This window comes from Hyunsoonleella pacifica, from assembly GCF_004310335.1.
Taxonomy (GTDB): Bacteria; Bacteroidota; Bacteroidia; order Flavobacteriales; family Flavobacteriaceae; genus Jejuia; species Jejuia pacifica.
The window spans coordinates 1-20,162 of record NZ_SIRS01000004.1 but is presented as its reverse complement, the minus strand read 5'-3'; the positions used below and the strand labels follow the sequence as shown (position 1 = coordinate 20,162).

Sequence of the window (20,162 nt, the reverse complement as noted above, 5' to 3'; positions counted from 1 at the left end):
TAATTAAGAGTAGTTGTTTTTTCTCATCAATATAAAAACACCTACCGATAGAAGGCCAAATATTGAGAAACCTATAAATAAGGGTAATACTGAAGTAGAAACAAAACCACCTATATAATTAGCAATTGGCACTGCTAAAACTGTGCTTAAAAATCCATTAATTGCTGCTCCAATCCCAGCAATATGCCCTAAGGGTTGCATTGCTAAAGCACGTAAATTTCCAAAAAGAAATCCTACAGCAAAAAACTGTAAAGCAAAAAAGCTTATTACTACGAATATACTTGGATTATTTCCCGAATTAAAGAGTATTACATATATAATGGAAATAATAGAATATGAAATTGCAGCAGTATAAGCCATGCGCCACATTCCAAACTTTTCAACTAATCTACTGTTTAGGTAGGTTGCTAGCCCTACAGATATCGCTAAACTTGCAAAAATATAAGGAAAAAGATCTGCTAAATCGTATTGTTCTTGGAAAATTTGTTGCGAAGTGCTAAGGTAAACCAAAAAGGATCCTGTAATGAATCCAGAAACAAAAGTATAGGCTACCGCATCCTTATATCTAAAAAATTCTTTCGTACCATTTATAAAAAGAAGCGGACTAAATTTTATACGTTTTTCCTTGGGAAGAGTTTCTGGTTGGCGTAGCCAAAACCAAAACATAACAGCTATTCCAAAAATAAGATTGAAATAAAACACAGATTGCCAGTTGAAAATTGTGATTAACCATTGTCCTAAGGTTGGTGCTACAACTGGTACAAGAATAAAAAACATAACTATGATAGACATAACTTTAGCCATATAATCGCCATCAAATAAATCCCTAATCATAGATAAAGCAATACTTCTTGGAGATGATAAACCAATACCTTGTAGTACACGTCCAATTACCATGACTTCAAAGCTTTTTGTAGTAACACAAATGATACTAGCAATAATAAATAAAGTAAAACCAGTGTAAACAACAGGTTTTCTTCCAAAACTATCAGATAAAGGACCAAATACGAGCTGCCCAAAACCAATGCCTAAAAAAATCATTGTGATGAGAAGTTGGTTATTATTGGAGTCAATCACACCCAAATGATTGCCTATCTCAGGAAGTGCTGGCAACAAAGCATCTATTGATAAAGCTACAATAGACATTAGAGATGCCATTAGAGCTATAAATTCAAACTTAAATTCTTTTTCTTTTTGCATCCTGCAAAAGTATAATATTTAACCCCTTTATTAATGATTTTATAATAAAATGGATTGTAACTAAGTTTTTAATATAATTTGTATCATAATTAAATGGGTAATGTGTAGGTATTTTGTCATTTTTCAAATAAAGTATAAATAATTTAAGTATTTTTTAGTAAAAAAAGATAAGGATTGAGTTATATTAATTTGTAGTGAAATTATAAATTAATAGTTTTATGAATATATATCTATGAATAAAGTATATAACAAAATAGTAATTAATCTATTATTTCTTTTTATCTCTCAACTTTCTATTGCCCAGGAGAGATCACACTATGTAGATTACATATTCGAAGCTGGTGATAATTTGCAAATTTCGCAAAATGCTCAAGTTTTTCTAGATTCAATACCACGTCCCTTGGAAGATTATATTGATGGGTATATTGCTGACTATTATATAATTCAGGGGCTTATTCATGGTTATGACAACAACAGCATTAAGGCTATTCAAAGTTTTAATAAAGCGCTAAGTTATGCTGAAAAGGATAATGATTATTTTAATGCAGGTTACGCATATATACAGTTATTTAGAGAATTGTATGATCCCTCTGTAGATAATAGCTTGGCCTTAAGTTATTTGGGTAAGGCAAAAACGTGTTTTGAGACTTGTGATAATACTATTTGGCTATACGAGGTTGGGCTTCTAAAGGCACAAATGGCTTTTTTAGATGGCCAATTTGTAGAAGCGACAAATATGATCCTGCCAAATTTAGATAAATATAAACAGGTACTTGAAGAAGATGCTTATATATATATGGACGCCACTGCACAATTGTCTTTAGGTTATATTGAAGTTGACAGTATTGATAAAGCTCGAAAGTATTTTAAGGAGTTTAAAACTACTTCAGAAATACCTAGCGCGCCAACTAGTAATTACAAAAGCTTTGAAGCTACCATAAATACTAGTTTGGCAGATTATTTTTTGGATGAACAACAATTGGATTCATGTAAATTTTATTTGTTACAGGCTAGAAAAGAATTAGCTCATCTTGACCAAAGTTATGTAATTAAATACTATAACACTTGTGTCGATTTACATAGGATTATTAAAGACTATGATATGGCTGATGTCTATTTAGACTCACTCAGAAATTATGAAGACGAAATGTTACAAACACAATTGATCGCAACAACAGATATTAGCCGATCCATGAGATTATCAGAAGATGAGTTGAATACGGAGCGTACAAAAAGAAAACGTAATGTGGTTTTGGTTCTTGTATTGCTTATGGTTTTAATACTTTCAAGCCTGATATATTTTGTGTTTTACAAAAAACAAAAGAAAAAATTACACAAAGTTTCAAACGAAGTTGATAATTTATCTTTCATAAGGTCTAACAATGAACAGCTGGCTCTAAAAATGCACGGACTTGAAGAATATTTGAAGCATTTAAAAAATGAAATTAAGGATATAGCCACGGAAAATTCACTTGAGGATCAAAAAACGAGAATAAAAAATCTTTATACGGATATTCGTGTTAATTCGTCTGCTATTATAGATAAGGGCGAAGGACATTTTGATTTAGTAAATGATTTGAATAGTAAATTTTTTAGTGAAGTTAAAAAGCTACATCCAGAATTAAATAAAACAGAGATTATTATCTGTTATTATGTTTATGTAGGGTTCACTAATAAGGAAATTTCTGTGTTTCTTAATAGTTCAATTCGATCAGTTGAAAGTAGACGCTATCGCATTGTAAAGAAAATAGGATTTAATAGGGAAAAATTCACGCTTATTGAATATTTGTGTAGTACATTTTCTGAAAAAACAAACACGGGAAACTACAGTGTTTAGGTTTTTTTCACACAAAAAATAACTTTGCGTACTAAATGCGTAGTGAAAAATTAATGATTACCTCTGCTTTTTTTAGACATTTGTGCAAATGCTATTATCAATGTTAATTAATTTGGGAAAGGCATCTTACAGTTTCTATTAGGGAGAATTAAAATAGAAATTAATATGCAAGGGTTGGTTATTAATTCATTTTAATTAAAAGTAAGATTGTTTAATTAATTACTTAAACTGCTCAAAAAGTAGTTTATTGATTACAGCTAGAAAAGGGGTTTATTTTTAAACTCCTTTTCCTGTTTATATGGTTTAGTGATGATAATTAATTAAAGTGGAATATTACCGTGCTTACGTTTGGGACTATTTATTTGTTTATTTTTTAAACTAGCAAATGCTTTTAATAATTTTCTTCTGGTATGCTTAGGAAGAATTACTTCATCAATAAATCCACGTTTTGCAGCACGATAAGGATTTGCAAATTTAGTAGCATATTCTGCCTCTTTTTCAGCTAATTTTTCCTTTGGATTTTCAGCCGCAGAAATTTCTCTTTTAAAAATAATTTCACTTGCGCCTTTTGCACCCATAACAGCAATTTCTGCTCCTGGCCATGCAAAATTAAAGTCTGCACCTATATGTTTAGAGTTCATTACATCATAAGCGCCTCCATAGGCTTTTCTTGTAATAACTGTAACTCTTGGTACTGTAGCTTCACTCAAAGCGTATAATAATTTAGCGCCATGCACAATAATACCGTTCCATTCTTGATCTGTTCCCGGTAAGAAACCTGGAACGTCAACAAGTACAAGTAGCGGAATGTTAAAACAGTCGCAAAAACGTACAAAACGTGCTGCCTTTTTTGAGCTATTAACATCTAAAACCCCAGCAAAAGCCATTGGTTGGTTTGCGACTATACCAATACTTTGACCTCCTAATCTTGCAAAACCTACTATAATACTTTCAGCATATTCTTTATGAATTTCATAAAAAGAATCTTCATCAATAATACCAGTAATAACCTCATGCATATCATAAGGTTTGTTTGGGTTATTAGGTACAATGTTTGATAAAACATCTCTAACCTCATCTTTCAAGGGGTAGTTAACCTGTTTTGTAGTTTGTGTGTTGTTTTGTGGTAGATAGCTAAGCATACTTTTTATATCTTCTAAGCATTCCACATCATTAGAAGATATCTTATGAGCTACACCAGATTTAGTAGCATGTGTTTGGGCACCACCTAACTCTTCACTTGTTACTTCTTCATTAGTAACAGTTTTTACAACGTTTGGTCCAGTTACAAACATATAACTTGTTTGTTCTACCATAATAATAAAATCCGTCATAGCGGGTGAGTATACTGCTCCACCTGCACAAGGTCCCATCACAGCAGAAATTTGAGGAATTACACCCGAAGCTTGTACATTTCTGTAAAATATATCAGCATAGCCACCTAAAGAGCGTACACCTTCTTGAATACGGGCTCCTCCAGAGTCATTCAGTCCTATAATGGGTGCACCTACCTTTAAAGCCATATCCATAACCTTACAAATCTTTTCAGCATGGGTTTCGGATAATGAGCCGCCAAAAACTGTAAAATCTTGAGCATAAACATAAACAAGTCTGCTATTTATAGTACCGTAACCAGTAACTACACCATCTCCATAAATTATTTGATCCTCCATCCCAAAATCAGTAGATCTGTGCGTTACTAATGCTCCAATCTCTTCAAAAGAACTTTCATCTAAGAGATAATCAATACGTTCTCTGGCTGTAAGCTTTTTGTTAGTATGTTGTTTATCAATACGTTTTTGCCCTCCTCCAAGTTTTGAGAGTGCAATACGCTCATTGAGTTTATCAATTTTATCTTGTTTTGAATCCATAAGAGTTTTAGTTGGTAGGTAAACGAAGTACTTTTTTATCTTCTAGATATTGTTTTACAGCAATAAAGGCAGCAATTTTGGCTTCAGTCACAGTTATTGTTTTCAAAACATCAGGAGAATAATAGTTTTTTACAAAGTGCGTATCAAACTTTCCTGAAGTAAAAGCGTCATGTTCGCAAACATATTTGCCGAAAGATAGTGTAGTTTCTACTCCTTTAATTTTATAATTATTAATAGCTTCAACCATAAGCATAATGGCTTCTTCTCTAGTAGCTCCATATGTAATGAGTTTGGATAGCATTGGATCATAATAAATTGGTATATCCATGCCAGCTTCATAACCATTATCTACGCGAATACCTTGTCCAGCTGGGAGATTGTAGACCTCTAAATGACCTATGCTTGGAAGAAAATCATTCAAAGGGTCTTCGGCGTAAACTCTTAATTCTAGAGCGTGTCCCTCTATTTTTAAATCTTCTTGTTTAAGGTTAAGCTTTTCTCCTCTAGCGACTTTAATTTGGAGTTCTACTAAGTCTACTCCTGTAATAATTTCAGTTACAGGATGCTCAACTTGTAGTCTTGTATTCATTTCTAGAAAATAGAAATTATGATCTGCATCCAATAAAAACTCAACAGTACCTGCACCAAGATAATCACAAGATTTAGCGACTCTTACAGCTGCTTGTCCCATTTTTTCACGCAAATCAGGAGTTAATACAGATGATGGTGCTTCCTCAACTACTTTTTGATGACGTCGTTGGATACTACATTCTCTTTCAAAAAAATGGAGAATATTGCCATGGCTATCAGCCATCACTTGAATTTCAATATGCCTAGGAGAACTAACATATTTCTCTATAAATACTGAGCCATCTCCAAAAGCAGAAATGGCTTCACTGATGGCACGATTCATTTGAGATTCTAAATCTTTTTCTTTTTCAACAATACGCATCCCTTTTCCTCCGCCACCTGCTGAAGCTTTTATCAAAATAGGAAAGCCTATTTGTTTGGCAATTTCCTTGGCTTTTGCAACATCTGTAATAGCCTCATCAATTCCAGGTACCATTGGGATACTATATTTCTTAACAGCTTCCTTAGCGGCAAGCTTACTCCCCATAATTTTGATGGCTTTAGAACGAGGTCCTATAAAAATGATATTATTCTTCTCACATAATTCAGCAAAATCAGCATTTTCACTTAAAAAACCATAACCAGGATGAATACCATCAACATTTAAGCTTTTAGCAACTTCAATAATTTTACTACCTCTTAGATAAGATTTATTTGAAGGTGCTTCTCCTATACAAACAGCTTCATCAGCAAATTTTACATGTGGAGCGTTTCTATCTATTGTTGAAAACACTGCAACAGTATTAATACCCATTTTTTTTGCAGTTTTCATCACACGTAGTGCTATTTCTCCTCTGTTAGCAACAAGAATTTTTTTCATATTTATTCAAATTCTATAATTAGTTGACCTTTTTCTACAGCATCTCCTTTTTTTGAGTGAATAGCTTTTATTATACCGTCAATTGGTGAGGTAATACTGTTTTCCATTTTCATAGCTTCAAGTATAAGTAATGTGTCGTTTTCTTTTATTTCTTGTCCAACTTCAATATTTATTTCAAGTATTAAACCTGGCATTGGTGCAGTAATTGAAGAAATTGTTTTTTTAGATTCAATAGAAAACCCCATCTCCTTTATAAGTGTATCTAAATCATTAAAAAGTTCTACATTATATAATGTATTATTTACTGAAACTTGATATGTTTTTTCACTAAAATCAGAACCAACAATATCACAATGAAATGATTTGTTGTTGTGAAGTAGATGATAATTTGAGTTAGAAAGTTTAGTAATATCTAGGTTGGAAACATCATCTAAATTAATGTCAAATTCAAAATCAGTATTGACTTTAGCTTTTAAATTCTCACTCATAAGTATCTTGCTTTCTGTAAATATAAGCAAGATTTATGTTTTAAACTAGAGTGAAAATTAGACGATTTGCATTCTTATTTTTTGATATACTTCTTGATAATATGCTTTATTGATTGCTACAAAATGCATGTCTTTACCAATATGTTCTAAAAAGTATTCAAATTCTTTAAATGATACTAGTTTAAGTGCTTCAACTTCGTCTTCTTGAGGTGTTAATTCAGGTAAAGGTACTTTTAATTCGCCAATAAAAGTGTTGTGAAACTCATTGTCAATTAAGCCGTTATCGTAGTTTTGAAAGCATTTAAAAATGCCAATTAAATTTAAGTCGTTTTCTATAAGTTTTAAGCCAATTTCTTCTAGCGTTTCCCTAATAGCTGCTTGTTTCGCTGTTTCTCCTGCATCAATATGCCCAGCCACTGAAACATCCCAAAGCAATGGACAAATGGATTTTTTAGATGATCTCTGTGCTAAAAGAATTTTTTTGTCTTTAGTATATAACCAAACATGAGCTGTGTGATGATATAGCCCTTCTTTATGAATAATAGATTTTAATTCACGCCTTCCAGTTAATTTCCCATCTTTAGTTACAACATCAATAAATTCATCCATACTATTCATAATTATTATGCACCCATACAAAATTAATGCAATACCATTTAAAAACTAAATCAATAATGTGGTTTTTATAAAACAAGTTAAACTCTAGGCATTATAAATTTTTGCATTACCTTTGTACTCCAAACACGTTTGGGTAGTATATGAGTCAGAAAGTTTTACTTAACGCAAAAGAGGTAAACATCATTCTTCATCGATTGGCTTGTCAACTAATTGAAAAACACAACGATTTCTCTAATACAGTTTTAATAGGACTGCAGCCTCGTGGTATATATTTAGCTGATAGAATTGCAAAAATTCTTAAGGATGATTATAGTGTAAAGGACATAAAGTTAGGGTACTTAGATATTACATTTTATCGTGATGATTTTAGAAGAAGCGATAAACCACTTGAAGCTAATAAAACAAAAATAGATTTTTTGGTTGAAGATAAGAACATCGTTTTTATTGACGATGTATTGTATACGGGAAGAAGTATTAGGGCAGCTTTAACTGCAGTACAATCTTTTGGTAGACCAAATGAAATTGAATTACTAACATTGATAGATAGACGCTTTAGCAGGCACTTACCAATTCAACCTGATTACCGAGGTAGGCAAGTAGATGTTATAAATAGTGAAAAAGTAAAAGTAAACTGGGAAGAGCATGATAAAGAAGACTCAGTGTACTTAATTGATAAATAAAAATTAAATGAGCGAATTAAGTGTAAATCACTTACTGGGAATAAAATATCTTAATGAAGAAGATATTCAACTTATTTTTGAAACAGCAGACCACTTTAAAGAGGTTATTAATAGACCAATAAAAAAAGTACCTTCCTTAAGAGATATTACTATAGCTAATTTATTTTTTGAAAACTCTACAAGAACTAAACTTTCTTTTGAACTTGCAGAAAAGCGATTATCTGCTGATGTGATAAATTTTTCATCAAGTCAGTCTTCAGTAAAAAAAGGAGAAACTTTAATAGATACAGTGAATAATATCTTATCTATGAAAGTTGATATGGTAGTGATGAGACACCCTAATCCTGGTGCAGGCGTATTTTTATCAAAGCATGTTAATGCCAGCATTATTAATGCTGGAGATGGCGCGCATGAACACCCGACACAAGCTTTATTAGATTCTTATTCTATTCGTGAAAAATTAGGTAAAGTTAAAGGAAAGAAAGTGGTTATAGTTGGAGATATATTGCATAGTAGAGTGGCGCTTTCTAATATTTTTGCATTACAACTACAAGGCGCAGAAGTAATGGTTTGCGGACCTAAAACTTTAATTCCAAAGTATATTGATAAATTGGGGGTAAAAGTTGAAACAAATCTGATAAAAGCGCTTAATTGGTGTGATGTAGCAAATATGCTTCGTGTACAAAACGAGCGTATGGATATAAGTTATTTTCCATCAACTAGAGAATATACCCAGCAATATGGTGTTAATAAAGAGTTACTGGATAATTTAAATAAAGAAATTACTATAATGCATCCAGGTCCGATAAATCGTGGAGTAGAAATTACTAGCGATGTGGCAGATTCTAAACAAGCCATTATACTAGATCAGGTGCAAAATGGAGTTGCAGTTAGGATGGCTGTGATTTATTTATTAGCTTCAAAAATAAAACAGTAAACCATGATTATTGATAAAAGAGGTAATATAACCATTATAACTCAAGAAAAGGTTACAGTTGTTGAGTTGGTTAAAAAGCTCGAGGCTTTATATCCTAAATTTAAAAACGGTAATATAATTACTGTGCTTACTTCTTTAGAAAAAATTAATATAGCTGATATTACAGAGTTTCTTCAAATTTCAAATATCCATAGAGGTAAAAAGCATTCATTTGTCATCGTTTCTGATAAAATTGATTTAGATAAAATTCCAGAGGAACTTATTGTAGTACCAACACAACAGGAAGCTTTTGATATTATTGAGATGGAAGAAATGGAACGTGACTTAGGCCTTTAATAAATTATGAGATTAACCATTTTAGGCTGCTACAGTGCAACACCAAGAACTTTAGGAAATACTACTGCTCAAATTCTAGAAATATGTAACCATATGTTTTTAATTGATTGTGGAGAAGGTACACAGGTTCAGTTACGTAAGCATAAGGTTAAATTTAATCGCATTAAGCATATTTTTATTTCTCATTTGCATGGAGATCATTTTTATGGTTTAGCAGGTTTGGTATCTACATTTCGGCTGTTAACACGAGAAGCAGATTTACATATCTATGGGCCAAAAGGCATTAAGGAAGTGATTACATTACAAATGAAGTTAGCAGACTCTTGGACGAATTATAAGTTGTGTTTTCATGAATTGTCTTCTACAGAGTCACAATTAATTTTTGAAGATGATAAAGTAGAAGTTTATACTATTCCTCTTGAACACCGTATTTATACAAACGGTTACTTGTTTAAAGAAAAGAAGGGAGATAGGAGGATAAACATTGATGCAGTACAAGAAGCAAATATAAATACGGCTTATTTTCGAAAGCTAAAACAAGGTTTTGATGTTACTAATGAAGATGGTGTTTTAATTAAAAACGAAGCTGTAACTTTTGCACCTAAAAAAGCAAAAAGCTATGCCTTTTGTAGCGATACTATTTATAGGGAGGCTATAGTGCCTATTATAAAAAATGTTGATGTCTTATACCATGAGTCTACTTTCTTAGAGGCCCATGCACACCTTGCTCCTAAAACTAAACACTCAACTGCCAAGGAGGCTGCTAGCATAGCAAAACAGGCAAATGCAGGTACGCTTATTCTAGGTCATTATTCGTCCCGTTACCCAGATTTAGAAATGTTTAAAACTGAAGCTAAAACTGTATTTACAAATGTGAAGCTAGCTGAGGATGGGAAGCATTTTCATTTTAGTTAAACTCTTTCAAGTTTGTAACCCAATCTAATGCTTCGTCTAGTGAAAGACACCGTTTAATACTCTTTTGAGTAAAATGTTTTTCTAAAGAAGCATTGATATATGATGCTTTATTATAAACTACTATAGCACTAGCAATCAAAATATCAGATTCTTTTTCAATTCTTAACCAGTTTTGAGGATCAATAGAATAGGCATTTATTCTGTTTGCGATATAGCAAACTTTAGCTTTTTTGCCATAATGGTTATGGATTTCTGATATTAAGATTTTTGCCATACTCCAGTTAAAATGAGTTCCTTCAAATAATTCTCCAATAACTAGATTTTTGCAGAAATAATAATTGCCAAAGACGAGTTTTAATTTATATGGCTTATAGATCTCAAAATAGGGAGACTTTTCGAATTCCATTGGGTTGATAATGAATTTAAATTAAAAATTTTGAGAGATACCCCAAGTTAAGAAGTTTATCTTAATTTTCTTATATATGAAGGATTAATTTTTCATTAATTTCGTAATATGGAAAATGATTTAAGTAATTATAGAAAATCTTACGAGAAGGGAGAACTCTTATTGGTTGATGTTCCAGAAAATCCTTTAGAGTTATTTCAAAAGTGGTTTTACGAGGTAGATAAGCATTTCCCTGAACAAGAGAATAATGCTATGACTATTTCTACTATTGGACTAGATGGGTTCCCTAAGAATAGAGTAGTGCTACTAAAAAAGTTTACTCACGAAGGATTTATATTCTATACTAATTATAATAGTGAAAAAGGAAAGGCTATAAGTAAAAATCCAAATGTGTGCTTGTCTTTTTTTTGGCATAGCGCAGAACGTCAAGTAATTATTAAGGGAAAGACTGAAAAAATTGCTCCTAATTTGAGCGATGGCTATTTTGAATCCAGACCCAAAGGAAGTCAATTAGGTGCTTTAGCATCTAATCAAAGTAAAGAAGTGCCAGATAGAGCATTTTTAGAGAAGCAACTAAAAGCCATAGAAACTCAATACGAAGGAAAGGAAGTAGCAAGGCCATCGCATTGGGGAGGTTATATTGTAAAACCTGTAGAGCTAGAGTTTTGGCAAGGAAGACCCAATAGACTTCATGATAGGATAAGATATCGTCTTCAAAGCGATTTTACTTGGAGAATTAATCGATTATCTCCTTAAAAAATACTACGAAATACACTTTTACTTACTTTAAAATGTATTTCATCGACTAAAAACATTTTAATTCGATGAAATACATGTTTTTAATCGAATTTAACATTTCATTAACGCTCATCCCATGGTTTAGAAAGTAGATTTATAATCCCAAATCTAAATTTACTTAACCATGAAGTTGCTAACCAAATTGTCCCTAGCGACAGCTATAGCCTTGAGTTTGTTTTCCTGCTCTCCTGAATCTTTGGATGATAAAGCAGATGCATTAATCGTTAACGAAGCTATTCCAAGTGATAAGACTATTGAAATAGAAATTTTAGAAATAATTAATAATCATAGATTATCTGAAGGCCTAAAACCTTTACAGAGTATGAAAATTATTAAGTCTACAGCTTTTACCCACACAGATTATATGGTGGATACGCAAACAGTATCTCATGCTAATTTTTTTACAAGAAGTAATTATTTAAAGAGTAATGCAGGAGCCAAAAATGTATCAGAAAATGTAGCGTATGGATATTCATCAGCAGAGTCTGTAGTAAATGCATGGATGAGAAGTGATGCTCATAAAAAAAATATAGAAGGAGATTTTACTAATTTTGGTGTATCAGCAGAGAAAGATATTAATGGTAGATGGTATTTTACCAACATTTTTATAAAAAAATAATTGTATTTGCATACAATAAAGATATAACCTGTTTAAATACTGATTAATAGCAAAATTAGATTTGATGTTTAATTTGAATTGGTCATAAGCAAGGTTATTAATGATAACTTAGTCGTTATTAAATTTAGCTTTAGGAATAAACCCTTTCAGAAATGAAAGGGTTTAAGCTTTATATTATATTAAGCAGTTTATTTCATGATTTAAGGTCTTTTGCATATTTTAGAAAATCCACTAAATGCTGTTCGCAATGGTATTGCATTAAAAATTTAAATAACCATAACCCGTTTTGGAAACTCTCATTTTCCATCGCCCATTTTATGTCCATCATATCTTTAACGATATCCGTCAAATCATCGATTTTATCTCCAATAGCTAACTCCTCATCTTCCTTACATTTATGGGAATTTGATAAAGAATGATACCAACCATAGTTTGGGAAATTAATTGCTACAAATTTTCTAACATCTTCATATCTAAACTCAGGAGTATTATCACAAGTCTCACTATCAAGTTCTTGATAATCCATTTTTAAGTATAAACAATACAACTCAGTTAATAGTACTAGTATTTTAGATTCATTTTCATTAAAATTCAATATTGGTTTGCTTCCAAACTCAACTAACTCGTCAATACTATTTTTTAAATTTTTCAAATTGTAAGATGTTGTGATAGCGTAAATATAAAAAACCATCAAAAGTAACTCTTGATGGTTTTTAATTATTATTAAACTAAGCTTTGGAATTATTTCACTTTTACAACTATAAAATTAGTACGTCTGTTAAGCTTGTGCTGATCTTCGGTACAATGTTTAGTACCATCACAATCATTAGTTAGGTTTCGTTCGCCATAGCCTTTATATTCTATTATTCTTGATGCATCAACACCTTTAGATATTAAATAACTATACGTGGCATTTGCTCTCCTAGTTGACAAAATATCATTATATGAAGCTGGACCTCTAGAATCTGTATGGGATTCTATTTTAATAGTCATTTCTGGATATTTGTTTACCATAAGGTCTACAATTCTGGCTAACTCGTTGGAATCATCAGATCTTATTTTAGCACTATCAAAATTAAAGTATATAGGACCAAGATCATCTATTATTACCTCGGGTTCTATATCTTCTTCAACAGCTTCCTGTATTGGGCTTATCTCGAAATCTACTGTAATAGATTTTATAGTATTATCTAAACCTTTAGTTGTAACAGAAGTAGTGTATTCTGGATACCCTTGTTTATTTGCTGTAACAACATAATCAGTATCTCTATCTATGTTTATTTGGTATTCTCCATTTTCATCTGTTTCAACAAAAGCTATTTTGTTTCCATCACTATCTAATAGTGTTACAATAGCATTTTGGACAGGAGTGTTCCCAACAGAATCTATAACTGTACCTTCAATTTTTAGGCGAGGAATTCGATTATATGCGTAAATATCATCATCTCCTTTTCCGCCATCTCTATTTGAAGCAATGTATCCAGTAATTCCATCATCATTCATAAAAAATGAAAAATCATCTTTGTTTGAATTTACTGGAACTCCAAGATTTACAACATCAGAAAGCGTACCGTTTTCATCGTAAACTGTTGCGAATATATCCAGTAGGCCTAATCCGAAATGCCCATCAGATGAAAAGAAGAGAATATTTTCAGTGTTTATAAAAGGGAATAATTCATTTCTTTTGGTATTGATGATATCTCCTGCATTTTGAGGTTTTCCATAGTTACCATTCTTTTCTATATCTACATAGTAAATATCAGAACCTCCTAAACCACCTGGCATGTCTGAAGCAAAGTATAATTTAGTTTCATCATTATTAAGACTTGGGTGACCAACGGAATAATCATCACTATTAAATGGTAATTCTTTAATATTAGTCCATTCTCCACCTACAAGTGATGCTTTATATGTTTTAAGGTTACTTATACCATACTTGTCTTTTCCCAGTTTTTTATCGTTAAAATTGTTTCTGGAAAAATACATGGTTTTCCCATCTTTTGTGATAACAACAGGGCCGTCGTGATATACAGAGTTTACATCTCCTTTTAGTTTTGATAAATGATGAATAATGGTGTCAGTATCTTTTTCTGTAACGTAAACGTCTAAAAAAGGCTGTTCATTCCAAGCATACAAATGCTTTGTAGATACACCTTTATCAGCTGAAGATGTGAAATAAACTTGACCATCCTTTTCAAATGCTCCAAAATCACTTAATTCAGAATTAAAGTTAGTGTCTTTTAAAGAATATTGATGTTTAGCATTAAATACTGCGGTTATAAAGTCGGGGTCTTTAGTAATTTTATTTTTATCAATTACGCCTCCAACTTCTTCAAATTTTTTCAACCAAATTCTTGATGTTTTATAGTCTTTTATACCTCTTAATGCTTGAGCATACTTGTAATAATATTCAATAGGAACGTTTTCTTGTGAAACTGCTTTTTCATAGTATTTAGATGCTTTTTCTGGATTACGCATGTAGGCGTAACAATCCCCTAATTGTCTAGTGGCATAGGCAGCATTATAATTCTTTTCTACTAATTTTTTGTAGGTGTTTGCTGCATCTACAAAAGCAAATTTATTGAAAAGACTATCTGCTCTTTTTTGTAAACCTTGTTGGGCATAAATACTTAACGAAAGTATGCATGAAGCAAAGATTAATAAGTAGCTTTTTGGTTTCATGGGGTCTTGTTTTTTATTAAAACAATAGTTTTATAATAATTGTACAAGTAATTAGCTTGTTATTTCTATTCCATCTGAACAACTATAAATTGTGTCCTACGGTTAAGTTGATGTTGTTTATCTTCACACTTTGCACCATCCTCACAACCATTAGTAAGTCGTCTCTCTCCATAACCTTTATGTTCTGTAATACGATTTGGATCTATACCATTTGAAATTAAATAGTCGTAGGTTGCATTTGCCCGATCTATAGATAACCTATCATTATAGGTTAATGAACCTCTGGAATCGGTATGTGATTCAATTCTGATAATCATTTCTGGATAATCGTTGTTCATTAAATTAACTATTTTATCCAGTTCTTTCTTAGCATCTTCACGAATATTATGCTTATCAAAATCAAAGTAAATTGTATTTAAAGATAAGTCTGCCAATACTTCAACATTTTGAACAGGATTCAAAATTAAGTTTGCTACGATTACAGATTCGATACTAGATATATTTTTTGATGTAAATTCTCTATAATCATCAATATATTTATCCAAACTTGCTACTATTTTATAGTCTTTATTTCTATCTATATTGATATTATAGTAGCCATCTTTATCTGTAACCATGTATGCAATTTTATTGCCGTCGGCATCAAATAAGTTTATTTCCGAATTAGGAATAGGTTTACTATTAATAGCATCAACTACTTGACCTTGAACGTTTAATAAAGGTTTACGGTAATATTCATAAATATCATCATCTCCTCGCCCCCCTCTTCTGTTAGAGGAAAAGTAGCCTGTTAAACCGTCTTGATTCATAGTGAAGGCAAAATCATCCTTTTCAGAATTTACAGGAACTCCTAGATTCACTACATCAGTAATCGTATCATTTTCATCAGTAACAGTGCCGAAAACATCTAATAGGCCTAAGCCCAAATGTCCATCAGATGAAAAGAACAATATCCCTTCATTATTAATAAATGGCGTTCCTTCAGCATCTTTTGTATTTACTACTTCTCCAACATTTATTGGAGTTCCAAAGGTGTCGTCTGTGTTAATATCTACATAGTAAATATCAGAACCACCATAACCACCTGGCATATCGGATGAAAAATAGAGGCGAGTATTATCTTTATTTAAAGCAGGGTGTTGAGTTGAATATTCATTACTATTTATAGATAGTTTTTCAACATCAGTCCAAAGGCTATCTTTAAGAGTAGCTTTGTAAATATTTATAGTACTAACTCCCTTTTTATCATTTTCTTTACCATATTTGTTGGCAGCATTTCTAGAGAAATACATTGTCTTTCCATCTTTGGTAATAACTACAGGACCATCATGATAAATAGAATTAACATCTCCTTTAAGTTTGTGAGTATGGTTTACACTGCGTTTACCTCCTTTTTCTGTGACATAAACATCAAGAAAAGGTTGTTCATTCCAGCCATAAAGACGTTTTACAGAGACGCCTTCATCTCTTGAAGAAGCAAAATAAACTTTTCCATCATGCTCTATAGCGCCAAAATCGCTGAATTTTGAATTAATTCTTGTTCGTTTTAAAAAGTACTGTTTCTTTGAGCTAAATACATGTGCCATAAATATCTGGTCTTTTTCAAAACTATTAGTATTTGTAACACCACCAGAATCTTTAAAACGCTGCATCCATTCTCTTGATTCCTCATATTTTTTTATACCTCTTAATGCCTGAGCATAGCTATAATAATACTCAATGGGTACATTATCTTGTTCTACAACACGTTTATAATATCTCGCTGCAGCAGATGGATTTCTTAAATACGCATAACAATCAGCAAGTTGCCTTGTTGCATAATCTTTATTATAGTTGTTTTTTATAAGATCTTTATAAACTTCGGCAGCCTTAACAAAAGAAAATTTATTAAATAGAGTATCAGCTCTTTTCTGTTTACCTGGTTGAGCAAACGCTACGGATACCATTAATAAAGCTATAGAAACTAATATGTAAGTTTTTAATTTCATAATGAATACTTGCCGTTTTTAGAAATATCTAGGAGATTTTAGTTTAGAACTTAAGAATTTAAATTCGTATATCAACAATACTTCGTGAGTACCGCTAGTGTAGTTTCTAATTTCAGAAATAGGTTTTTCATAAGAGTACCCTACACGTAATTGTCTTGATACTTGAATATCTGCAAAACCGCCAAAAGCTCCTGTGTCTTGATTAAGTCTATATGACGCACCCAACCAAAACTTCTCATTGAATAAAAAGTTAGCTGTGAAATCAAATGATAAAGGTGCACCATTTGTTGCTTTCAATAATGTAGAAGGCTTAAATTTAATAGATTCGCTAAGGTCAAGAACGACACCAGCAATAGCATAATAACTCAATCTTTCAAGAGCCTCAAAACCTTCGTCAGTATTTCTATCAGTATTCAAAACTCTGGGAGCAGAAGCACCAATGTAGAATCTATTGGTATGGTAAAATAAACCTAAACCTATGTTTGGTGTCCATCTGTCTTGAACACCTCTAATGGAAGGATCAAAACTTTGTGAATTTCTAAAGTCGGGATCTAAACTGTAACTAGTAAATCCGCCTTTAATTCCAAAAGCTAATTTACCAGTTGTGCCTACAGGAAGTGTATATGAAAAATCTCCATATAAATATGTGAAGTTTTCTGGACCTAAGTCATCTTCTATAAAAGATAATCCTACACCTATTCTATCGTTTCTTAAAGGGGAATGTATAGAAAGAGTTTGCGTAATAGGGCCACCATCAAAACCAACCCATTGACTTCTGTGTAATCCAACAATGCTTAAAGCTTCTCTACTACCAGCATAAGCTGGGTTTATAGAAATTGTGTTATACATGTACTGTGTAAATTGAGGCAATTGCTGCGCAACTCCAACAGTACAACTAAATAACGCAAAAGCAATTATGTAATGTTTAATAGGTTTCATAGGTTACGTTTTATTTGGTTCCGATGTAGATAGGGCCAGTGTAAGGTGGTAATCCACTATTTTCTAAGTTAATAATGTAATAGTATGTTCCGTTAGGTACTTTACCTGCAGATCCTACAGAAGATTTATGAGCACTTCCTTGCCATGAACCTTGAGCTTCTCCCAAGGTGTAATTACTAGATTCATAAATTAGTGCTCCCCAACGGTTGAATATTTTAACATTAGCGGTAAATCCACATAGTTCAATTCCCATAATATCAAAACTATCGTTAAAACCATCTCCATTAGGTGTAAGTGCTTTGGAAATTACAACATCTGTATCTCCACATGGTAGTACTACACAATCAGGATTTATTGCCATGGTTACTTCTGTGATATTGATGCAGCCAGCATCTAATCCTGTATATCTGAAGACGTAGGTAATGGCATCTCCATTATTAGGTAAAAAGTCTAAGGATGGTTCTAGAGTTGTTGGATCAAATATATTGCCATTTAACTCTGCTTGCGTGTTACCTTCAACCAATTCCCATGTGCCTTCTTTGTTTTCGGAAGTTAAGAACTCATTTAAGTCAACAGTACCATCGTCGAAACATCTATCAGGACCATTAATTTCTGTAATAATTTCATCTAATAATACATTTAATGTTTGTGTATATGTTGCTTCATTATTACAAGCATCTTTAACTGTCCAAGTTCTTACTATTTGATAGTCTTCAAATACTGTATCATCAAATCCATTTACTTCATTAAACACTTCTACAATATCTGTGGAACAATTATCTTCAAATTGAATTTCTGGAACTTCAGGGATATCTGTACAACTTACAGTTATATTTTCTTCAATAGTTGTTACTGGAGCAGGTGCTGTTGTATCTTCTACATTTATGGTTTGAGTATAAGAAACGGATAGACTACATTCATCTGTCGCGGTATATATTCGTTCAATTGTATATGTTCCAACACATGACCCTTCAATAATTACGTCATCTGTTGTAACGGTTGCTGAGCTACAGTTGTCTGTAGCAGAAATATCTTCTGCTGCAGGAATGGCATCACACTCCACTGTAATATCTTCTGGTAATCTGTCAACAAAAGAAGGAGGTGTAGTATCTTCAACCGTAATGGTTTGCGTATGTACAGTCGTTAAACCTGCTTCGTCAGTAGCAGTCCATGTACGTTCTAATATATAATTAGAAGTGCAAGAACCATCTATTCTAACTTCATCAAAAGTAACAATAGCATCACTACAATTGTCAGTAGCCGTTAGTGTTTCTTCAGTTGGTACATTATCACACTCTACAGTTATATTTGTTGGAAGCGCTTCTACAAAAGTTGGTGGAACATTGTCCTCAACAGTTACAGTTTGCTCGCATGTATCTGAATTTCCTGCTAAATCTGTAACCGTCCATGTTACAATGGTGTTTCCTAATGGGAAGGTAGAAGGAGCATTATTGGTAATGATAACATCAGTACAGTCTTGCACATCCATATTACCTAAGTCTACATTTGTGGCTTCACAAGTCCCAGGGTCAACATTTATAGTAATTGCAGGAGGACAAATTATCTCAGGTAATTCTCCATCTACAACAGTAACAATTTGCTCACAAGTAGCTGTGTTTCCTGAATCATCTGTAACAGTCCATATTACTGTCGTTTGACCTAAAGCAAATGGTTCTAGAGTATTATTCAATACAGTTGCTACACCACAATTATCATCAGTTAGGGGAGTTCCTAAGTCTACGTTTGAAGCAGAACATAAACCAGGATCTGCATTAACAGTAATGTCTTCTGGACATGTAATGGTTGGGTCTTCGTCATCAATAACGGTAACGGTTTGTGTACAATTAGCAGTATTACCACTATCATCAGTCACAATCCAAGTAACAGATGTATCTCCTAACGGAAATTCAAAAGAGGCAGGGTCGATATCTGCACCATTTACTTGAGCGACAACAGAAGCTACAGAACAATTATCTGCAGTAGTAGGTGTACCTAGTGAAACAGTAGTGGTACAGTTACCAGTTGTATCATCAGAAGTATTAGCTGTTACATTAGCAGGACATGTAATGGTTGGGTCTTCATTATCAGTTACCGTTACATCAAAGCTACAAGTAGTAGTATTACCAGAAGCATCAGTAACTTCAAACGTATTAGTTGTAGTACCAATTGGGAATAAAGAACCAGAAGGTAATCCAGCAATTTGGGTAGTAACAGCACTTGTAGTGTTATCAATTCCTACTGGAGTAGTATATGTTACAATGGTTCCACACTCATTTGCATCAACATTTACGTTAATAGGCGCAGGACAGTTAATGGTTGGGTCTTCATTATCAGTTACCGTTACATCAAAGCTACAAGTAGCCGTATTACCTGCTGCATCAGTAACTTCAAACGTATT

Annotated in this window: 18 protein-coding genes; 7 read left to right on the top strand and 11 right to left on the bottom strand. The window is 32.5% G+C overall.

The features are described from left to right. Positions 1-3: 3 nt before the first annotated feature. Positions 4-1,200 carry a multidrug effflux MFS transporter gene (locus EYD46_RS09270; protein WP_130936811.1) on the bottom strand — a complete coding sequence of 399 codons (1,197 nt, stop codon included), beginning with the start codon at positions 1,198-1,200 and terminating at the stop codon, positions 4-6. 232 nt (positions 1,201-1,432) lie between these two features. Here EYD46_RS09270 and EYD46_RS09265 point away from each other — a divergent pair, with 232 nt between their 5' ends. Beyond that, positions 1,433-3,037: a tetratricopeptide repeat protein gene (locus EYD46_RS09265; RefSeq protein ID WP_130936810.1), complete on the top strand. Its 1,605-nt coding sequence runs from the start codon at positions 1,433-1,435 to the stop codon at positions 3,035-3,037. A gap of 320 nt (positions 3,038-3,357) precedes the next feature. On the opposite strand, the gene EYD46_RS09260 is transcribed toward EYD46_RS09265, so the two are convergent. From EYD46_RS09260 to EYD46_RS09245, 4 genes are read right to left on the bottom strand one after another with little or no spacing between them, the layout of a single operon-like run. After that, positions 3,358-4,908: an acyl-CoA carboxylase subunit beta gene (locus EYD46_RS09260; RefSeq protein ID WP_130936809.1), complete on the bottom strand. Its 1,551-nt coding sequence runs from the start codon at positions 4,906-4,908 to the stop codon at positions 3,358-3,360. Positions 4,909-4,915: 7 nt separating this feature from the next. After that, positions 4,916-6,358 (bottom strand): acetyl-CoA carboxylase biotin carboxylase subunit, encoded by a 1,443-nt coding sequence (gene accC / locus EYD46_RS09255; RefSeq protein WP_130936808.1) that lies wholly within the window; start codon positions 6,356-6,358, stop codon positions 4,916-4,918. A 2-nt stretch (positions 6,359-6,360) separates the two neighbouring features. Continuing rightward, positions 6,361-6,846, bottom strand: coding sequence for an acetyl-CoA carboxylase biotin carboxyl carrier protein subunit (locus tag EYD46_RS09250; RefSeq protein WP_130936807.1), 486 nt, complete (start codon positions 6,844-6,846; stop codon positions 6,361-6,363). Positions 6,847-6,903: 57 nt separating this feature from the next. After that, positions 6,904-7,455 carry an NUDIX hydrolase gene (locus EYD46_RS09245; RefSeq protein ID WP_130936806.1) on the bottom strand — a complete coding sequence of 184 codons (552 nt, stop codon included), beginning with the start codon at positions 7,453-7,455 and terminating at the stop codon, positions 6,904-6,906. 149 nt (positions 7,456-7,604) lie between these two features. On the opposite strand from EYD46_RS09245, the gene pyrR reads away from it, so the two are divergent. Genes pyrR through EYD46_RS09225 form a run of 4 tightly spaced genes read left to right on the top strand, consistent with a single transcriptional unit; the run spans position 7,605 to position 10,332 of the window. Next, positions 7,605-8,144, top strand: coding sequence for a bifunctional pyr operon transcriptional regulator/uracil phosphoribosyltransferase PyrR (gene pyrR, locus EYD46_RS09240; protein ID WP_130936805.1), 540 nt, complete (start codon positions 7,605-7,607; stop codon positions 8,142-8,144). A 7-nt stretch (positions 8,145-8,151) separates the two neighbouring features. After that, the gene (locus tag EYD46_RS09235) at positions 8,152-9,081 is read left to right on the top strand and encodes an aspartate carbamoyltransferase catalytic subunit (RefSeq protein WP_130936804.1); all 930 of its coding nucleotides are present in this window, start codon (positions 8,152-8,154) and stop codon (positions 9,079-9,081) included. A gap of 3 nt (positions 9,082-9,084) precedes the next feature. Next, positions 9,085-9,417 carry a ribonuclease Z gene (locus tag EYD46_RS09230; RefSeq protein ID WP_130936803.1) on the top strand — a complete coding sequence of 111 codons (333 nt, stop codon included), beginning with the start codon at positions 9,085-9,087 and terminating at the stop codon, positions 9,415-9,417. 6 nt (positions 9,418-9,423) lie between these two features. After that, on the top strand, positions 9,424-10,332 hold the full coding sequence (locus EYD46_RS09225; protein WP_130936802.1) for a ribonuclease Z: 909 nt from the start codon (positions 9,424-9,426) through the stop codon (positions 10,330-10,332). Here the strand turns inward: EYD46_RS09225 and EYD46_RS09220 are convergent. Beyond that, entirely contained in the window at positions 10,325-10,738 is a 414-nt protein-coding gene (locus tag EYD46_RS09220; protein ID WP_130936801.1) for a hypothetical protein, read from the bottom strand. The two genes, EYD46_RS09225 and EYD46_RS09220, sit on opposite strands and share 8 nt — an antisense overlap. A 108-nt stretch (positions 10,739-10,846) precedes the next feature. Between EYD46_RS09220 and pdxH the strand changes: the two genes are divergently transcribed. Further along, positions 10,847-11,494, top strand: a complete 648-nt coding sequence (gene pdxH / locus EYD46_RS09215; protein ID WP_130936800.1) for a pyridoxamine 5'-phosphate oxidase — start codon at positions 10,847-10,849, stop codon at positions 11,492-11,494. A gap of 166 nt (positions 11,495-11,660) precedes the next feature. Then, positions 11,661-12,155 (top strand): CAP domain-containing protein, encoded by a 495-nt coding sequence (locus EYD46_RS09210; RefSeq protein WP_130936799.1) that lies wholly within the window; start codon positions 11,661-11,663, stop codon positions 12,153-12,155. Between the two features lie 193 nt (positions 12,156-12,348). Here EYD46_RS09210 and EYD46_RS09205 read toward each other — a convergent pair whose 3' ends face one another. The 5 genes from EYD46_RS09205 to EYD46_RS09185 form a co-directional block, all read right to left on the bottom strand. Further along, positions 12,349-12,846 carry a DUF5063 domain-containing protein gene (locus EYD46_RS09205; RefSeq protein WP_130936798.1) on the bottom strand — a complete coding sequence of 166 codons (498 nt, stop codon included), beginning with the start codon at positions 12,844-12,846 and terminating at the stop codon, positions 12,349-12,351. Between the two features lie 50 nt (positions 12,847-12,896). Continuing rightward, on the bottom strand, positions 12,897-14,837 hold the full coding sequence (locus EYD46_RS09200; protein WP_229731344.1) for an OmpA family protein: 1,941 nt from the start codon (positions 14,835-14,837) through the stop codon (positions 12,897-12,899). A gap of 65 nt (positions 14,838-14,902) precedes the next feature. After that, positions 14,903-16,825, bottom strand: a complete 1,923-nt coding sequence (locus EYD46_RS09195) for an OmpA family protein (RefSeq protein WP_229731343.1) — start codon at positions 16,823-16,825, stop codon at positions 14,903-14,905. An 18-nt stretch (positions 16,826-16,843) separates the two neighbouring features. Next, positions 16,844-17,764, bottom strand: a complete 921-nt coding sequence (locus tag EYD46_RS09190; protein WP_130936797.1) for a PorP/SprF family type IX secretion system membrane protein — start codon at positions 17,762-17,764, stop codon at positions 16,844-16,846. Positions 17,765-17,774: 10 nt separating this feature from the next. Continuing rightward, positions 17,775-20,162, bottom strand: a 2,388-nt coding sequence (locus EYD46_RS09185) for an HYR domain-containing protein (RefSeq protein WP_130936796.1), incomplete at its 5' end; no start/stop codon positions are given.